The organism is Kutzneria sp. NPDC052558 (assembly GCF_044547355.1).
GTDB lineage: Bacteria > Actinomycetota > Actinomycetes > Mycobacteriales > Pseudonocardiaceae > Kutzneria.
The window spans coordinates 222,572-236,772 of record NZ_JBIUAG010000014.1; the positions used below are offsets into that span (position 1 = coordinate 222,572).

Annotated in this window: 16 protein-coding genes; 7 read left to right on the forward strand and 9 right to left on the reverse strand. The window is 70.5% G+C overall.

All coding sequences use genetic code 11. The features are described from left to right. Positions 1-21: 21 nt before the first annotated feature. On the reverse strand, positions 22-153 hold the full coding sequence (locus ACIG5F_RS25890; protein ID WP_396521642.1) for a hypothetical protein: 132 nt from the start codon (positions 151-153) through the stop codon (positions 22-24). A gap of 35 nt (positions 154-188) precedes the next feature. Here ACIG5F_RS25890 and ACIG5F_RS25895 point away from each other — a divergent pair, with 35 nt between their 5' ends. Further along, on the forward strand, positions 189-335 hold the full coding sequence (locus tag ACIG5F_RS25895; protein ID WP_396521644.1) for a helix-turn-helix domain-containing protein: 147 nt from the start codon (positions 189-191) through the stop codon (positions 333-335). Here the strand turns inward: ACIG5F_RS25895 and ACIG5F_RS25900 are convergent. Then, positions 317-928, reverse strand: coding sequence for a TetR/AcrR family transcriptional regulator (locus ACIG5F_RS25900; RefSeq protein WP_396521646.1), 612 nt, complete (start codon positions 926-928; stop codon positions 317-319). The genes ACIG5F_RS25895 and ACIG5F_RS25900 overlap by 19 nt on opposite strands. 76 nt (positions 929-1,004) lie before the next feature. On the opposite strand from ACIG5F_RS25900, the gene ACIG5F_RS25905 reads away from it, so the two are divergent. Next, positions 1,005-1,937, forward strand: coding sequence for a patatin family protein (locus tag ACIG5F_RS25905; protein ID WP_396521648.1), 933 nt, complete (start codon positions 1,005-1,007; stop codon positions 1,935-1,937). Positions 1,938-1,948: 11 nt separating this feature from the next. After that, positions 1,949-2,800 (forward strand): alpha/beta fold hydrolase, encoded by an 852-nt coding sequence (locus ACIG5F_RS25910; RefSeq protein WP_396521650.1) that lies wholly within the window; start codon positions 1,949-1,951, stop codon positions 2,798-2,800. A 13-nt stretch (positions 2,801-2,813) separates the two neighbouring features. Here ACIG5F_RS25910 and ACIG5F_RS25915 read toward each other — a convergent pair whose 3' ends face one another. The 5 genes from ACIG5F_RS25915 to ACIG5F_RS25935 form a co-directional block, all read right to left on the reverse strand. Further along, complete coding sequence (locus ACIG5F_RS25915) at positions 2,814-4,067, reverse strand: alginate lyase family protein (RefSeq protein WP_396521651.1); 1,254 nt, start codon at positions 4,065-4,067, stop codon at positions 2,814-2,816. 260 nt (positions 4,068-4,327) lie between these two features. Continuing rightward, positions 4,328-4,627 carry a hypothetical protein gene (locus ACIG5F_RS25920; protein ID WP_396521653.1) on the reverse strand — a complete coding sequence of 100 codons (300 nt, stop codon included), beginning with the start codon at positions 4,625-4,627 and terminating at the stop codon, positions 4,328-4,330. A gap of 95 nt (positions 4,628-4,722) precedes the next feature. Continuing rightward, entirely contained in the window at positions 4,723-5,457 is a 735-nt protein-coding gene (locus ACIG5F_RS25925; RefSeq protein WP_396521655.1) for a polysaccharide lyase family 7 protein, read from the reverse strand. Positions 5,458-5,507: 50 nt separating this feature from the next. Then, a complete protein-coding gene (locus tag ACIG5F_RS25930; RefSeq protein ID WP_396521656.1) occupies positions 5,508-6,311 on the reverse strand; it encodes an FHA domain-containing protein in 804 nt (267 codons plus the stop codon). A gap of 54 nt (positions 6,312-6,365) precedes the next feature. After that, on the reverse strand, positions 6,366-8,105 hold the full coding sequence (locus ACIG5F_RS25935; protein WP_396521658.1) for a serine/threonine-protein kinase: 1,740 nt from the start codon (positions 8,103-8,105) through the stop codon (positions 6,366-6,368). A 128-nt stretch (positions 8,106-8,233) separates the two neighbouring features. Between ACIG5F_RS25935 and ACIG5F_RS25940 the strand changes: the two genes are divergently transcribed. The 3 genes from ACIG5F_RS25940 to ACIG5F_RS25950 all read left to right on the forward strand — a co-directional run bounded on the left by ACIG5F_RS25940 (position 8,234) and on the right by ACIG5F_RS25950 (position 11,632). Beyond that, positions 8,234-9,268: an epoxyqueuosine reductase gene (locus ACIG5F_RS25940; RefSeq protein ID WP_396521660.1), complete on the forward strand. Its 1,035-nt coding sequence runs from the start codon at positions 8,234-8,236 to the stop codon at positions 9,266-9,268. Positions 9,269-9,492: 224 nt separating this feature from the next. Continuing rightward, positions 9,493-10,362 carry an NAD(P)H-binding protein gene (locus ACIG5F_RS25945; protein ID WP_396521662.1) on the forward strand — a complete coding sequence of 290 codons (870 nt, stop codon included), beginning with the start codon at positions 9,493-9,495 and terminating at the stop codon, positions 10,360-10,362. Positions 10,363-10,408: 46 nt separating this feature from the next. After that, entirely contained in the window at positions 10,409-11,632 is a 1,224-nt protein-coding gene (locus tag ACIG5F_RS25950) for an MFS transporter (protein ID WP_396521664.1), read from the forward strand. On the opposite strand, the gene ACIG5F_RS25955 is transcribed toward ACIG5F_RS25950, so the two are convergent. Both ACIG5F_RS25955 and ACIG5F_RS25960 read right to left on the reverse strand, forming a co-directional pair. Further along, positions 11,614-12,315, reverse strand: coding sequence for a TetR/AcrR family transcriptional regulator (locus ACIG5F_RS25955; RefSeq protein WP_396521666.1), 702 nt, complete (start codon positions 12,313-12,315; stop codon positions 11,614-11,616). The genes ACIG5F_RS25950 and ACIG5F_RS25955 overlap by 19 nt on opposite strands. Before the next feature lie 64 nt (positions 12,316-12,379). Then, entirely contained in the window at positions 12,380-13,051 is a 672-nt protein-coding gene (locus ACIG5F_RS25960) for a GntR family transcriptional regulator (protein WP_396521668.1), read from the reverse strand. A gap of 87 nt (positions 13,052-13,138) precedes the next feature. Between ACIG5F_RS25960 and ACIG5F_RS25965 the strand changes: the two genes are divergently transcribed. Further along, positions 13,139-13,867, forward strand: a complete 729-nt coding sequence (locus ACIG5F_RS25965; protein WP_396521670.1) for an SDR family NAD(P)-dependent oxidoreductase — start codon at positions 13,139-13,141, stop codon at positions 13,865-13,867. The last annotated feature ends 334 nt before the right edge of the window (positions 13,868-14,201 follow it).

The following is a 14,201-nucleotide window of genomic DNA, read 5'->3' on the forward strand; positions in this document are numbered from 1 at the left end:
CAAGCAAGGTTGCACTTGTGGTCATTCCGCGAGCCCGCGAGGCCGGTGGACCACGGCCAGCAGCGCTCTGGCGACGCCCAGCACCAGGCCGAAAACCCCTGACAGGGAAGCGGATTCCCGGCCGGCGGCCAGCAGGGCGATGGTCGTCAGCACCGGGCCGAGCAAACCTCTACCTGACCGGCCGCCGCGTGGAACTGGCGCGGCACTTGCTGTTGTCCGGCCTGCCGGCCGGCACGGTCGCCGTCGAGGTCGGCTTCTACGACCAGTCGCATCTGACCCGGCACTTCAAGCGGATGCTGGGCGTGAGCCCGTCCCGCTACGCGCGTCGCCGCTGAGCCGCCGCACTGAAGCCAGCGAGGAAGGCGTCCAGGCCCAGCCGCCAGCGGCGGTCCACCGACTGGCGTGAGCCGCCGAGGCGTTGGGCGCCCTCGGCGCCGGCCAGGCCTTCGACAAAAACGAAGAACAGCAGGGAAATGTCGGTGGGATCGCCGGCAAGCAGGCCGGCGTCGACGGCGGCGCGGACGTGCTGGACGAAGATCTTGCGCACCTTGACGCCGGCCCGGACCTCCTCGGTGGTGGGGTCGAAGTCGGCGAACGGCCGGGAGAACATGACCTGGGCCAGCACCGGATTGTCGAGCAGGAAACGGCGGAAGGCGTCGGCCAGGCGGCGCAGGTCGGCCAGGGGGTCGGCGGTCGGGGTGAGGGTGGCCAGCTCGTCGGCCAGCAGGCGGAAGCCCTCGATGAAGACCTCCCGGACCAGCCCGGCCTTGTCCCCGAACACCTCGTAGATCGCCGGCAGCGAGGCGTTGGCCCGCCGGGCCACGGTCCGCGTGGTCAGGCCGGCGACTCCCTCCTCGGCCAGCACGGCCATGGCGCTGGCCAGCCCGCGCTCGCGGAGGGCGTCGGTGCGCTGCTTCACCCGGGGCATCCCGCCACCCTACCACGAAGGGTGACAGTCGTTACGGAACAATGATACGGAACGTTGTTAGGTGTATAAAGACGGCATGGAGACCGTTCTTGAGCTGCTCGCGGACCGCCGGCGACGGGGCAGCAGGCCCGGCGAGCGGGACGACGACGCGCGGCTGGCGCTGCTGATCGAGGGCGGCAGCTCGCGCGGCGCGTACTCGAGCGGCATGACGATCGCCATTGAGCGGCTGGGCCTGCTGCCGGCGTTCGACGCGGTCTACGGCAGCTCGGCCGGCTCGCTGAACGCGGCCTGGCTGCTGTGTGGGCGGGCCGAGAGCACCCAGCACGCCTGGTGGGATCCGGTGATCATGGGCACCACCATCAACGTCGGCCGCGCCCTGCGCGGGCGGCCGGTGGTGGACACGCACTACCTCGTCAACACCGTCTACACCTCGGTGATGCCGATGGGTTTCCGGGAGATCCTGGACAACCCGGTCGAGTTCCATCCGATGGCCACCTACGCCCGCACCGGCGAGGCCGTCGACCTGCACGACACCCTGCGCGACCAGGCCAGCGTGCAGACCGCACTGCGGGCCTCGACCGCGATGCCGGTGCTGGCCGGCCGGCCGATCGAGATCGACGGACGGTCCTATGTGGACGCCGGCCTGAGCGAGTCGGTGCCCATCCGCTCGGCCCTGGCCCAGGGGGCCACGCACATCGTCGCGCTGCGGACCATGCGGTCCGACGAGACCTCGTCGGCCCCGTCCCGGCTCGAACGGATGGTGGCGTCGCGCTGGTTCACCCGGCACGCCCCGGGAACGCTCGATTCCTGGATACGCCACGATATTCTCCGCGCCGAGGAGGAGCGGCTGCTGGCCTCGCACCCGGCGACGCTCCAGATCCGCCCGCCGCTGGGCAGCGCGGACATCGGCCGCACCTCGCGACACCTGGATGTGTTGCGGGCGGCGGTGGACATCGGCCGGGAGGCGGCAATGGCCGAACTGGCCGGCTGCGTGAAAGAGACGACCTAGGAGGTCGGACAATGCCCGACATCGCCCTCGGCAACGCCAAGACCGTGACCCTGCCCGGCGGCACGGTCACCTACACCGAGCGCGGCAGCGGCCGGCCGATCGTGTTCGTGCACGGCCTGCTGGTCAACTCCAACCTCTGGCGCAAGGTCGTGCCGCTGCTCGCGGACGCCGGTTTCCGTTGCCTGGCACTGGATCTGCCGCTCGGCGCGCACCGGCTGCCGATGGCGGCCGACGCCGACCTGACGCCGCCGGGGGTGGCCCGGCTGATCGGGCAGTTCCTCGACGCCCTGGATCTGGACGATGTCACCGTGGTGGCCAACGACACCGGCGGCGCGCTCACGCAGATCCTCATGGCCGACAACCCCGAACGGCTCGGCCGCGTGGTGCTCACGCCGTGCGACGCGTTCGAGGAGTTCTTCCCCGAGCCGTTCAACGCGTTGCCCAGGATGATGCGGCTTCCGGGCGCGGCTTTCCTGCTGAGTCGGCTGCTCACGCTGCCGGCCATGCAGCGGCAGCCGTCGGTGTTCGGCTGGCTGGCCAAGCGCGGGATTCCGGCCGAGATCATGGACTCCTACGTGCGGCCGGGCCGCGAGAGCCGGCTGATTCGCCGTGACCTCAAGCGTTTCCTGCTCGGCGTGGACAGCCGCCACACCCTGGCCGCCGCGGAAAAGCTGGCCGGCTATGACAAACCGGTGCTGCTGGTCCGCGCGGCCGACGACCGGATCTTCGCGCCGCGCCTGTTCGACCGCCTCGCCGCCACCCTGCCCGACGCCCGCCTGGTCACGGTGGCCGACTCGTACACCTTCGTGTCCGAGGACCAGCCGGCCGAACTGGCCCGGCTGGTCACGGACTTCGTGGCGTGACAGGGAAACGGTGTCAGGTCTGGGAGATGTCGTCGAGCTGCTCGGCGGCGGGGCGGACCGGGTAGAGGTCGCCGCCGGGCGGGGCCGGCACGTGCGGGAGCGCGGCGCGGGCGGCCTGGTCGCCGGCATCGGCGGCGGCGTGCAGGACGTCGACCGCGGCGTACGCGGTGAAGCCGATTTCCTGGTACGGCCATTGGGAAAGCCCGCCGGTCGCGGCCGGGATCACGAAGTCGACGGCCTTGAACAGGCTGGCGCCCTGCGGGGTCCGGTAGGCCCAGAGGTCGACGCCGACGTGCTTGCCGACCGCCGCCAGCCGGGTCATCGCGACCAGGTTGAAGTTGAAGTAGTGGAAGCTGCGGGTGCGGGTGGCTTCCTGCGGCTGGCTGCCGTCGGCCAGGATCTGCGGGTCGATGCGCGAGGTCTCGGCGTTCACCACGATCTGGTGGGCCAGCGTGTTCTGCCCGGTGTACAAGGCGATCGCCGCCGACAGCATGTCGTAGAACGTGCCGTGGTTGTTGATCTGCGCGGCCTCGTCCTTGCCGTTCTGGCTGGTCAGCAGCCAGGTCAGGAAGTCGCTCGACCACGACTTCAGGCCGGCGCTGTCGGCCGCGTGCCAGCCCGGGGCGCCGATGGACAGGATCGCGGCGGCGTCGAGGACCTGGGTGAAGGTGTAGGAGAACTCGATGATGCCGATGCCGCGGCCGTTGGTGCGGCAGGGAATGCCCTGCGCGAAGTTCATGTTCGGGTTCATCCTGGTCGCCGGGTCGAGGAACCAGGTGCGCAGGTCGAGCGCGGCGCGCTTGGCGTAGGCCGGGTTGCCGGTGTAGTACCAGGCCAGCGACAGCTGGTAGATCGCGCTGAACGCGGTCAGCCGGTCCGACTTGTCGGAGGTGTCGTTGGCCGGGTTGTGCACGCCGTCCTTGTTGACGTAGGGGCAGCCCAGGGGATTGTCCGGGGTCTGCGGCTTGCTCGGCCACCAGTACGGGGCCAGGCTCAGGTAGTCGTGCTTGTCCCCGCTGGGCGGCGTCTGGGTCTTGCTCATCACCGTCCACGGGCCCTTGGTCAGGGCCACGTCGGCCTGCGCCAGCAGGTCCTTCAGCGCGGTGCGGGCGGTGCGGTCGCCCAGCAGCAGCGCGATCTTGGTGCGCAGGAGCTGTTTGCCGTCGAGCACGGCGGTGCCGGGGGCGCACAGCAGCACGCCGCAGAACGGATTGGAATCGATGCCGGCCGGGGCGGGGGCGGCCGCCGCCGTCCCCGCCGTCACCATGAATAACGAGGCCACGGCGGCTAATGCGGTCAGGGCGCGGCCGAGTCTGAGTCTGGAGAGAAGGGGATGCGACATTGCAACTCCATTCATATCCATGAACGAGAGACGCCCATGTGAACGAATGGTAGAACGAGAATGGCCCGCCGTGAACCCCGGTCAGAGCAAACCGCGCAGTCGCGCCACATGGGTGGCGGCCGTTCGGTTGCGTGCGCCCAGCTTGCGCCGGGCCGAGCGCAGGTAGGCCTGCACCGTCTCCAGGCTCAGCCGAGCCGGGCGGCGATCTCCAGGTTGCTCGCGCCCACCTCGACCAACCGCAGCGTGTCGATCTCGCGCGGCGACAGCGGCGCGGCGAGGTCCACAAGGGACGGTTGGCCGGACAGCTCCTGCTGGACCGGGATCAGCCGGGCCCGCAGCCGAGGATCCCTGGTGTCAGTGATGATCGCCGCGAGCTCGGCCAGCGCGCACCGGCCCCGGCGGAGCCCGTTCTCGACCCCGGACCGCAGCTGCTCGGCCACGATGGGGTTGTAGAGGTGTCCGCCGATCTCGCAGGTGATCACCACTCGGCCGGGATCCGCTTCGGTGACGCGGCCACCCCGGTCGTCAGCAGGCCCACCGCGGCCAATCCGGCGGCTACTTTTCTTGCTACGGACATAGTTCACTCCCCAGTGTCGTGACTGACGGTCAGCCCGTGGACGACCACCTCGCCGTAGTTGCCGGCGCCGCAAGGCGAGGAGTTGTCGCAGTTGGCCTGCGTGTAGGCGCCGGCCTTGAAGTAGTCGCCCGAGGACTTCACCTTGATGGAGGCAACCAGCTTGTCGTTGTAGTACGCCTTGATCTGGCCGCTTCCGGCCACGAACCGGGCCTTGAACCGGGTGCCGAGCCGGTAGTCGTCGGTGACCAGCTGGTAGTGCGCGTCATCGCCCTTGGTCACGTACAACTTGCTGCCCTCGAGGCGGAAAACCGTGACGTCGTCGCTCTTGTCGTGGATCTGGCCGGCGACAACGCCCTTCCCGGCGGGCAGATGGGTGATGGCCTCGTCGATCTCCATGGTGCTGACGCCGGATGTGGTCGACCAGCTCGCCTCGTTGGAGCCGTTCATCTCCCGCAGCTCCGAGCGCGGATAGCTGCTGCCGCTGGTGGTCACGCCGTTGACGGCGGCCCGGAACTGCACGCCGTCACAGCCGACGAACCACGGGTCGACCGAGTAGCCGGCCAGCTGGGGCTGCTTGATCTCGGTCGGATGGCCGTCGGACCCGGTCGGCAGGGTCAGCTTCCAGTTGGCCAGGTTCAGCACGTCGGCGGGTTTGCCGCAGGAGCGCTCGGAAACGGCCTGGGCCGGCGTCGCGGTGAACATGAGCATTCCTGCGGTCAGTAGCGCGAGAGTCTTCATGGCCCGGGACCGTACCCGCGAAATCCGGGAGGGGCCCCGAAAAGGCCCGGTTAACTGTCGCCAGGGTGGCTGAGCAGGCGGACGTCGGGCGGCGCGAGGGTGGTGCTCTCCAACAGCTCGCGGATCAGGTTGTGGTTGAGCATGTTGCCGACCGGCTCGCCGACCTCCTCCGACGTCAGGCCGGCGACGCCCTCGCGGGAGAGCTTGGCCCGCACACCGGCCACGAGGTGTTCGATGCGCTTGGCGCCCCAGCCGGCGTCGGGTTGCAGCTCGCCGAGGTGCCGGGCGGTCTGGAGGTAGGACAGCGGCTGCGGATAGGCCTCGTGCATGAGATAGCGCTGTCCCAGCACGACCAGCACCAATCGCTCCACTGGGGACAGTCGGTAGGTCTTGGGCGGCTGGGTGGGATCGGCATGCCGGGAGGTCGGCCGGCTGCTGTCCCGACCGGCGACGAAGATCTCCATGACGTGCTCGCGGCCGCTGGAGCCGTGCACGAACATCGGGGTGTAGCCCTCGGCCAGCGGGATCGGCTTGTCCTCGGGGAACAGCAGCCGCGAGCCGGGCAGCCGCACCGGCACGCGACCGGTGGTGCTGATCCACCACAGGCCCTCGTGGTGGGTGAGCCGGCCGTGCTGTCGGCTGATGCGGCGGTCGTTCTCGCCGATGCAGACGTGCACCTCGGGCCGGTCCCGCCCGAACAGCACGGTGCGCCCCTCCTTGGGGGCGAAGGTGACGCCGCCGGCCAGCGCGAGCGCGAAGAGGGTGCCAGGGGAGGACGGCGGCACTCCCAGCGCCAGGCTGTCGTGGCCGGCCGCCAGTTCCCGTCCCCCCGTCGCACGCCGCGTGTCGTTCATGCGCCCAGCCTCGCACCTCGGTTCGGGAGCGGTCCCCGATCGAGATGCTAACCCTTATCTCGGGAGCTTCGCCGCGGCCGGCGCGGCCAGCGCCCGGGCCTGGGCGCACATCTGGTCCTGCGGCAGGTCGCCGGCCACGACCACCATCATCAGCTCGTCCTTGAGCAGGTCGTTCTCGTCCCGGAACTGGTTGGCGACCACGTCGATCTCGCACGACTTGTCGCCATAGTGGGCGCCCCGGTCGAACGCGGCGTGGCCGGCGATGGTCAGCGGCTGCCCGTCGGAGGCGTTCAGCGGGTCGCCGCGGTCGAAGCGCAGGGTCAGCTGCTCGCTCTGGGTCGTGCTCTGCCAGACGCAGCCCCAGTTGCCGAAGTCCGGCTGCGGGTGCAGGGCGTCGACGCCCGGGAACAGGCTCAGCGCGTCGTTGTCCAGCAGGGTGCAGGCGTCGGAGTGGATCAGCGACTTCGGGCCCAGGTCGGTCGTCCGCTTGGGGATCGCTCCCGTGAGCACGACCGCCACCGCGGTGGCGGTGGCGCTGTCGGCGATCTCGCACAGGTTGGCCGGGCCGTTGCCGTCGTCGACCTTGGCCGTGACGTCGACGCTGCCGTGCGCCAGGACCAGAGTCCGGTCGCACTGGCCGTCGTCGAGCGGGGTGACCACCACCGGCACGCCGCTCATGGTCCGCACCGCGCCGGTCGGCGGCGGCGTGCTGTTGAACTCCAGCTTCACGTCGACCGAGCCGGGGTTGATCAGCACGTCGCAACGGCCGAAGTCGCCGTAGAAGGGATTCAGGTCGGTGGTGCCGAACTTGCCCAGCGCCTTGGTGTCGAGCAGCGCGCACGGGTCGATGGTGCGTTGATCGGCCAGCAGGTCGGGGGAGTCGCGTGGAATCAGCAGGATCGCCGCCACTGTTGTCACGACAACCAGCGCGCCGACTGGGATGGCCCAGCGCAGCCAGCGTCGGGAACGCTTGCCGGGCTGGGGGATCCGGACCGGCGACCGTCCATTCGCGACGGCGTCGAGCAGGTGCCGGGCCTGCTCGGCCGTCGGCCGGTCGGCCGGGTCCATGGCCATCAGCTCGGCCAGCACCGGCGTGAGCGGGCCGGCCTGCCTGGGCTTGGCCACGCTGCGGGCGATGGCCCGCCGCAGCTGCGCCCGCGGATTGACCGCGCCGTACGGGGAAACGCCCTCCACCGCCGCGAACAGCGTGGCCCCCAAGGAAAAGATGTCCGAGGCCGGCGATGGGCTCTCGCCGTCGGCCACCTCCGGCGCCACGTAGCCGGGGGTGCCGGGGACCAGGGTGGAGTCGGAGACCGTCACCTCGGACTCGGTCGCGTCCGAGCTGCCGAAGTCGCTCAGCTTGGCGTGGTCGTCCTCGCCGACCAGCACGTTCTGCGGCTTCACGTCGCCGTGCACGATGCGGGCCGCGTGCACCGCCTGCAACGCCCGGGCCACCTGCGCGCCGATCGCCGCCGCCCGGACCGGCGGCAGCACGCCGCGCCGATCCAGGCTGCTCAGCTCGACGTACTCCATGACCAGCCACACGCCGTCGCCGTCGGGCTCCACGTCCAGCAGCGTGACGATGTTGGGGTGGTTGAGCCCGGCCAGGATCTCGGCCTCCCGGCGCAGTCGCCGCGTCCGCGCCGAGCCGCTCACCTCGGTGTTCAGGGCCCGCTTCAACGCCACGAGCCGGTTGAGCTTGGTGTCCACCCCCAGCCAGACGATCGCGTTCCCGCCCGCCCCCACCCGCTCGCGCAGACGGTAACGCCCGGCGATGAGCTGGTTCGCCTCCACGCGCAGACCCTATTGCACCGCTCCTGACGCCGGCATCGCCGTTGCCTCTTGATGCCACGCTGGTGGGTTGCCTTTTCCAACTGACCATGCCAGGGTGAGTAGCGAAACTGGACTCACTGGAGGTCGGCGTGGCGAAGCTTCCGGCTCGCTTGGAGAACCACCCGTCGGTGCGGGCCGTGCGCTCGCGGCCGGCCGACGGCCCGGCGCCGGTGATCGACGCGTCGTGGCTGCGCAAGCTCTGCCTGGACGCCGGCGTCGACGACGTCGGTTTTGTCCCCGTCTACCACCCCGACCTGGGCAGCGAGGTCGAGCACGCCGAACGGGCCATGCCCGGGGCCCGCAGCTACATCTCGCTGGTCGCCCGGATGAACCGGGACAACGTCCGCTCGCCCGCGCGCAGCGTCGCCAACCAGGAGTTCCACCGCACCGGCGAACTGGTCAACGAGGCCGCGCACCGCGTCGTGCGGGCCCTGGAGGACGCCGGACACCGGGCGATCAACCCGTCGGCCACGTTTCCCATGGAGATGGGCCAGTACCCCGGGCGGATCTGGGTGATCGCCCACAAGCCCATCGCCGTCGCCGCCGGCATGGGCGCGATGGGCATCCACCGCAACGTGATCCACCCCAGGTACGGCAACTTCATCCTGCTCGGCACGATCATGGTCGACGCCGAGATCAGCGCATACGGGCAGCCGCTGGACTACAACCCCTGCCTGGAGTGCAAGCTCTGCGTCGCCGCCTGCCCGGTCGGCGCGATCAGCAAGGACGGCGTGCTCGACTGGCTGGCCTGCTCCACCCACAACTACCGCGAGTTCATGGGCGGCTTCACCGAATGGGTGGAGACCGTCGCCGACAGCCGGGACGGGGCGGAGTTCCGCGATCGGGTCACCGACGCCGAGAACGCCTCCATGTGGCAGAGCCTGTCGTTCAAGCCCAACTACAAGGCCGCCTACTGCCTGGCCGTGTGCCCGGCCGGCGAGGACGTGATCGAGCCGTACCTGGACGATCGCAAGGCCTTCATGGATCTGGTGCTCAAGCCGTTGCAGGAGAAGGTCGAGCCGATCTACGTGCTGGCCGACTCCGAGGCCAAGGCCCATGTGCGGAAGCGGTTCCCGCACAAGCTGCCCATCGAGGTCACCGGCGGCCGCCGCCCCCCACGCTGACCCCTCCCACCCCCTCGCCCCCCGCTCCCAGACCTGATTAGGCCCGATCCTGGCGCTGGGCGCAGTAAAAGGCCCGTTACTGGCGTTTGGGGGGTGTCATGAAGGGCCCCTTCCTGACGTTGAACGTCAGTAAGGGCCCCTTCATGACGCTGAACGTTATGAAGGGGCCCTTCCTGGCGTTGGGCGAGAGAAAAGGTCCCTTGATCTTGGAGAGAGGAAGGATTGTGTCGCAACGCTTTCTTGTCACCGGCGCGACCGGTCGCACCGGCGGCTACACGGTGGCCGAGTTGCGCCGGCAGGGCCATGAGGTCCGGGCGCTCGTCCATCGTGCGGACGAGCGGTCGGCCCGGCTCGCCGCCGACGGGGTCGAGATCGTGGTCGGGGACCTGCGCGACCTCGACGCCGTTTCCCGTGCCACCAAGGGAATCGACGCCGCCTACTTCGTTTATCCCATCGAGCCCGGGCTGCTCGACGCCACCGCGGTCATGCTCCAGGCGGCCGAGGAGAACGGCGTGCGGGCCCTGGTCACCATGTCGCAGATCTCGGCCCGTCGGGACGCCGGCAGCAACGCCGCCCGCCAGCACTGGCTGTCCGAGCGGCTGCTCGACCGGCTGCCCGGCGCGGTCACCCACCTGCGGCCGACGTTCTTCGCCGAGTGGCTGCACTTCTTCGCCGACCACGCGGCCGGCCAGCTGCGGCTGCCCTTCGCCGACGGCCGGCACGCGCCCGTCGCCGCCGAGGACCAGGGCCGGCTGATCGCCGCCATCCTGGCGGATCCCCGGCCCCACGCCGGAAAGACCTACACCCTGCACGGCCCGGTCGAGCTCGACCACCACCAGATCGCCGCCGCCGTCAGCCGCACCCTGGGCCGGCCCTTCGACTACGTGCCCATCTCCATCGACGAGTTCCGAGCCGACCTCGCCCGCCACGGCCACAACCCGCACCGCATCCAGCACCTCGCCAACGTCGCGGTCGACTACCGCAACGGGATCTTCGCCGGCACCAACGACGTGATCCGCACGGTCACCGGCGTCGAACCCCTGACCGTGGAGGCCTTCGTGGCGCGCAACCGCGAGCAGTTCGCCGTGCGGTAGTCCTTGCCGGCCGCCGATTCCGTGCCAGGATGGGATCGGGGGTCACATGAATCGCTTCGCTCCGTTCCGCGACGGTCGTTTCCGGCTGTTCTTCGCCACGTACACGGGATCGCTGCTGGGCACCGGCATGGCCTCGGTGGCCCTGTCGTTCGCGGTGCTGGGCAGCACCGGCTCGCCGGCCGACCTGGGCTACGTGCTGGCGGCGCGGATCGTGCCGCTGGTGCTGTTCCTGCTCTTCGGCGGCGTGCTGGGGGACCGGCTGCCGCGCCGGCTGGTGATGCTGACCGCCGACAGCATCCGGGCGGTCAGCCAGGGCAGCGTGGCGCTGCTGTTCGCGCTGGGGCACCCGCCGCTGGGCGCGGTCATGGCGTTGGCGGCGGTCGGCGGGCTGAGCGAAGCGCTGTTCAGCCCGTCGATGGAGGGTCTCGTGCCGGCGCTGGCCCCGCGCGAGCACCTGCCCGAGGCCAACGCCCTGATCGGCCTGGCCCAGTCCGGCGCCACCATCGCCGGCCCGGCCCTGGCCGGCGTGCTGGTCGCCCTGGTCGGCGCGCCGGCGGTGCTGGCCATCGACGCGCTCAGTTACGCCCTCAGCGTGGTGGGCCTGGCCCTGCTGAAGGTGCCGTCGACCGCGCTCGGCCGCCGCGACTCGCTGCTGACGCAGCTGCGCGAGGGCTGGACCGAGTTCCGGTCCCGGACCTGGCTGTGGGCGGTGACGGTCCAGTTCGCCCTGTTCAACCTGCTGGTGTGGGCCCCGTACCTGGTGCTGGGGCCGGCATCGGCGCAGGCCCGCTACGGCGGGGCCGGGGCGTGGGGCGCGATGGCGGCCGGCTTCGGGGCCGGGGCGATGATCACCGGCCTCGCCCTGCTGGGCCGGCGACCCAGCCGGCCGCTGTCGGTGGCCACGGCGGTCTCGTTCGCGTGGGCGGCCCCGTCGGCGTGCCTGGTGGCCGGCCTGCCGCTGCCGGTCGTGGTGGCCGGGGCGGTGTGTGCCGGCTGCGCCAGCGCGACGTTCAACACCATGTGGTCGACGACGATCCAGCGGCAGGTGCCGGCGGAGGCGTTGTCCCGCGTCAATTCCTACGTTGCGTTCGGGGCGTACGCGCTGGGGCCGATCGGACTGGCCCTGGCCGGCGTGGTCGCCGGTGCCACCAGCATCGGCGCGGTGCTGGCGGTCGGCGTCGGCTGGCAGGTGGTGGCCAGCGCCGTGGTGCTGGCCCTGCCGTCGGTGCGGGGCGTGCGGTCGGAGGACCGTCAGTCGATCGAGCCGTGAACGCTGGCGGCCAGCGCCTGGTGGAAGTCGGTGAGCATGGACGTGACCTTGGGCGCGAGCGCCGCCAGCACCTCGGGATCGGGCGGCCCGGGCGTGTGCAGGGACGCGCGCACGGTGTGGGCCAGCAGCTCGGCGGCGGCCTCGTCGTCGTAGCTGTCGGCGTACGTCCCCATCATCGGCCGGGCCAGGTAGAACCCGGTCTGCACGGCGCCCATCAGGTAGCGCTGGCTCTCCAGGTCCTGGTCGGTGCGGACCAGCCCGTGCTCGCGCAGCACCTGGAACAGGTCGCCGAACAGGTCGATCTTCACCCGGCGCAGCGGCTGCATGGCCGGATCGGTCGCGAGGTCGCCCAGCAGCTCCACGTCACGGACGAACATGGCCCGCAGCAGCGGTCGCTTCATCGCTCCCATGTAGACCAAACGCGCCTGCTCGGCCGGCAGCATCATCATCGGGTCCCGCTTGAGCTCGGCCAGCATGTCGGCGGTCAACGCCACCGACTCCCGCATCAGCACGCTCAGGAACAGCTCGGACCGGGTACGGAAATGGAGATATACCGTGCCTTTGCCGATGCCGGCCTGCTTGGCCACGTCCTCGATGGTCACGCGCTTGTAGCCCCAGCGCAGCACCAGTTCGGCGGCGGCGTCCAGGATCCGCTCGCCGCGCTCGTCGTCCCGCCCGGGCATGCCGCCGCTCCTTCGGTATTCGCTTGCAGATCAAGGTAGTTCGGCCCGAACGGAGCGTCAAACCTCAGGACGCATTGCGGGAGGCCACGATCAGCGTGGTGGTCAGCTCGATGTGCGCTGAGAGCGCGGCGACGGCCGCGTCGGCGTCGCCGTCGACGGTGTGCTGGAGGATCGTGGCGTGCTCCCGGGCCGGATCGCGGGCCGCGTCGGTGGAGTCGATAGCCTCGGACCAGCGCCGGTACAGGCAGGCGCTGGTGCGCAGCGCGGCGGCGATCGCGTAGAGCCGGGGGCCGCAGCCGGACAGCAGGGCGTCGTGGAAGTCGGTGTGCGCGGTTTCCCAGGCCGGGGTGACCCGGGTCGGGTCGGCCGGGTCGCGCCGGGGCGTGTTGGCCAGGGTGAAATGGGCCGCGACCAGCCGGGCCCGCCAGGCCAGGTCACCGCGTTCGATGCCGCGCCGCAGGGCCAGGCCCTCGACGTCCATCCGGGTGCGGGTGAGGTCCAGCAGGTCGTCCAGGGAGATCGGCGTGACCTGGAAGCCGACCTGCGGGTTGGCCAGCACCAGGCCCTGCTCGGCCAGCCGGCTCAGCACCTCGCGCAGCAGCCCGACGCTGGCGTCGTAATCCCGGCACAGCGGGGCGAACTTGAGCCGCTCGCCGGGGGCGAGGCGGCCGCCGAGGATGTCGGCGCGCACCCGGTCGAGCACCTCGTCGGTGCGGGTCTTCGCGCTGGTGGGCATGCCCGGCAGCCTACACAACTTCGACATGGTCTTAGAATTTCGAACATCTCTTGACACCTCGAACGTTCGGGGCTGAGACTTCCGGCCATGAGCAAGCGCAGCGTTGTCATCACCGGCGGCGGCACCGGCATCGGGGCCGCCGCCGCCGAACTGTTCGCCAAATCCGGGCACGACGTCACCATCACCGGCCGCCGCGCTGACGTGCTGGCCGCCACCGCCGAACGGCTGGGCGTGGCCCACGTCGCCTTCGACGCCGCCGACCCGGCCGCCGTCCACGCCGCCCTCGACCGCCTGCCGACCAGCGTTGATGTGCTGGTCAACAACGCCGGCGGCAACACCGACCGCCGCCGTCCCGCCGTCGCCGCTGGCGACCTCTCCGGCGTGGCCGACGCGTGGCGGGCCAACTTCGAGGCCAATGTGCTTACCGCGGTGCTCGTCACCGAGGCCCTCAAGCCGCGGCTGGCCGACGGGGCTCGTGTTGTCACCATCGGCTCCATCGCTGCGAAGCAGGGATCCGGCTCCTACGGCGCGGCGAAGGCGGCCTTGGAAGCGTGGAACGTCGAGACGGCCCGTGCCCTCGGCGGTCGCGGCATCACGGCGAATATTGTCGCTCCGGGGGTCACGTTGGAGACCGAGTTCTTCGCCGGCACCGTCTCACAGGAGTGGGTCGACGCCCGTGTGTCGGTGGCCTTCAACCGGCGTCCCGGGACGCCGGGCGAGGTCGCGGAGGCTGTGTTCTTTCTGGCGCGTCCCGATTCTGGGCATCTGACGGGTCAGGTTCTGCATGTCAACGGTGGTGCGTACGCTGGGCGTTGAGTCGGAGAGCCTTGGGCAGGTTTGTCGACTGTGGGGCGAAGCGTTGTGGGGTAAGGACTTTTGTGGCGTTGGCGCTGGGTTTTGGTGAGGTCTGGGGTGGGTGTGGGTGTGATTCGGGTGCCCGCGCCGCGCGGTTGCCGGGGGTGGGGTGGATGGTTTTGGGTTGGTGGCGGCGGGGTGGAGTCTGTTTGAGGGGTGAGGGGCCGTTATCCAGCTGACTCCGGGTGGATTTTGCGCGGAGGCCTCTGGGCGATGGCGTATCAAGGCGCTATCGGGCAGGCTCCGCCTGCCTCGATACGCAAGAAGCTTATGCCATCGCCCCCCTCCGCGCAAA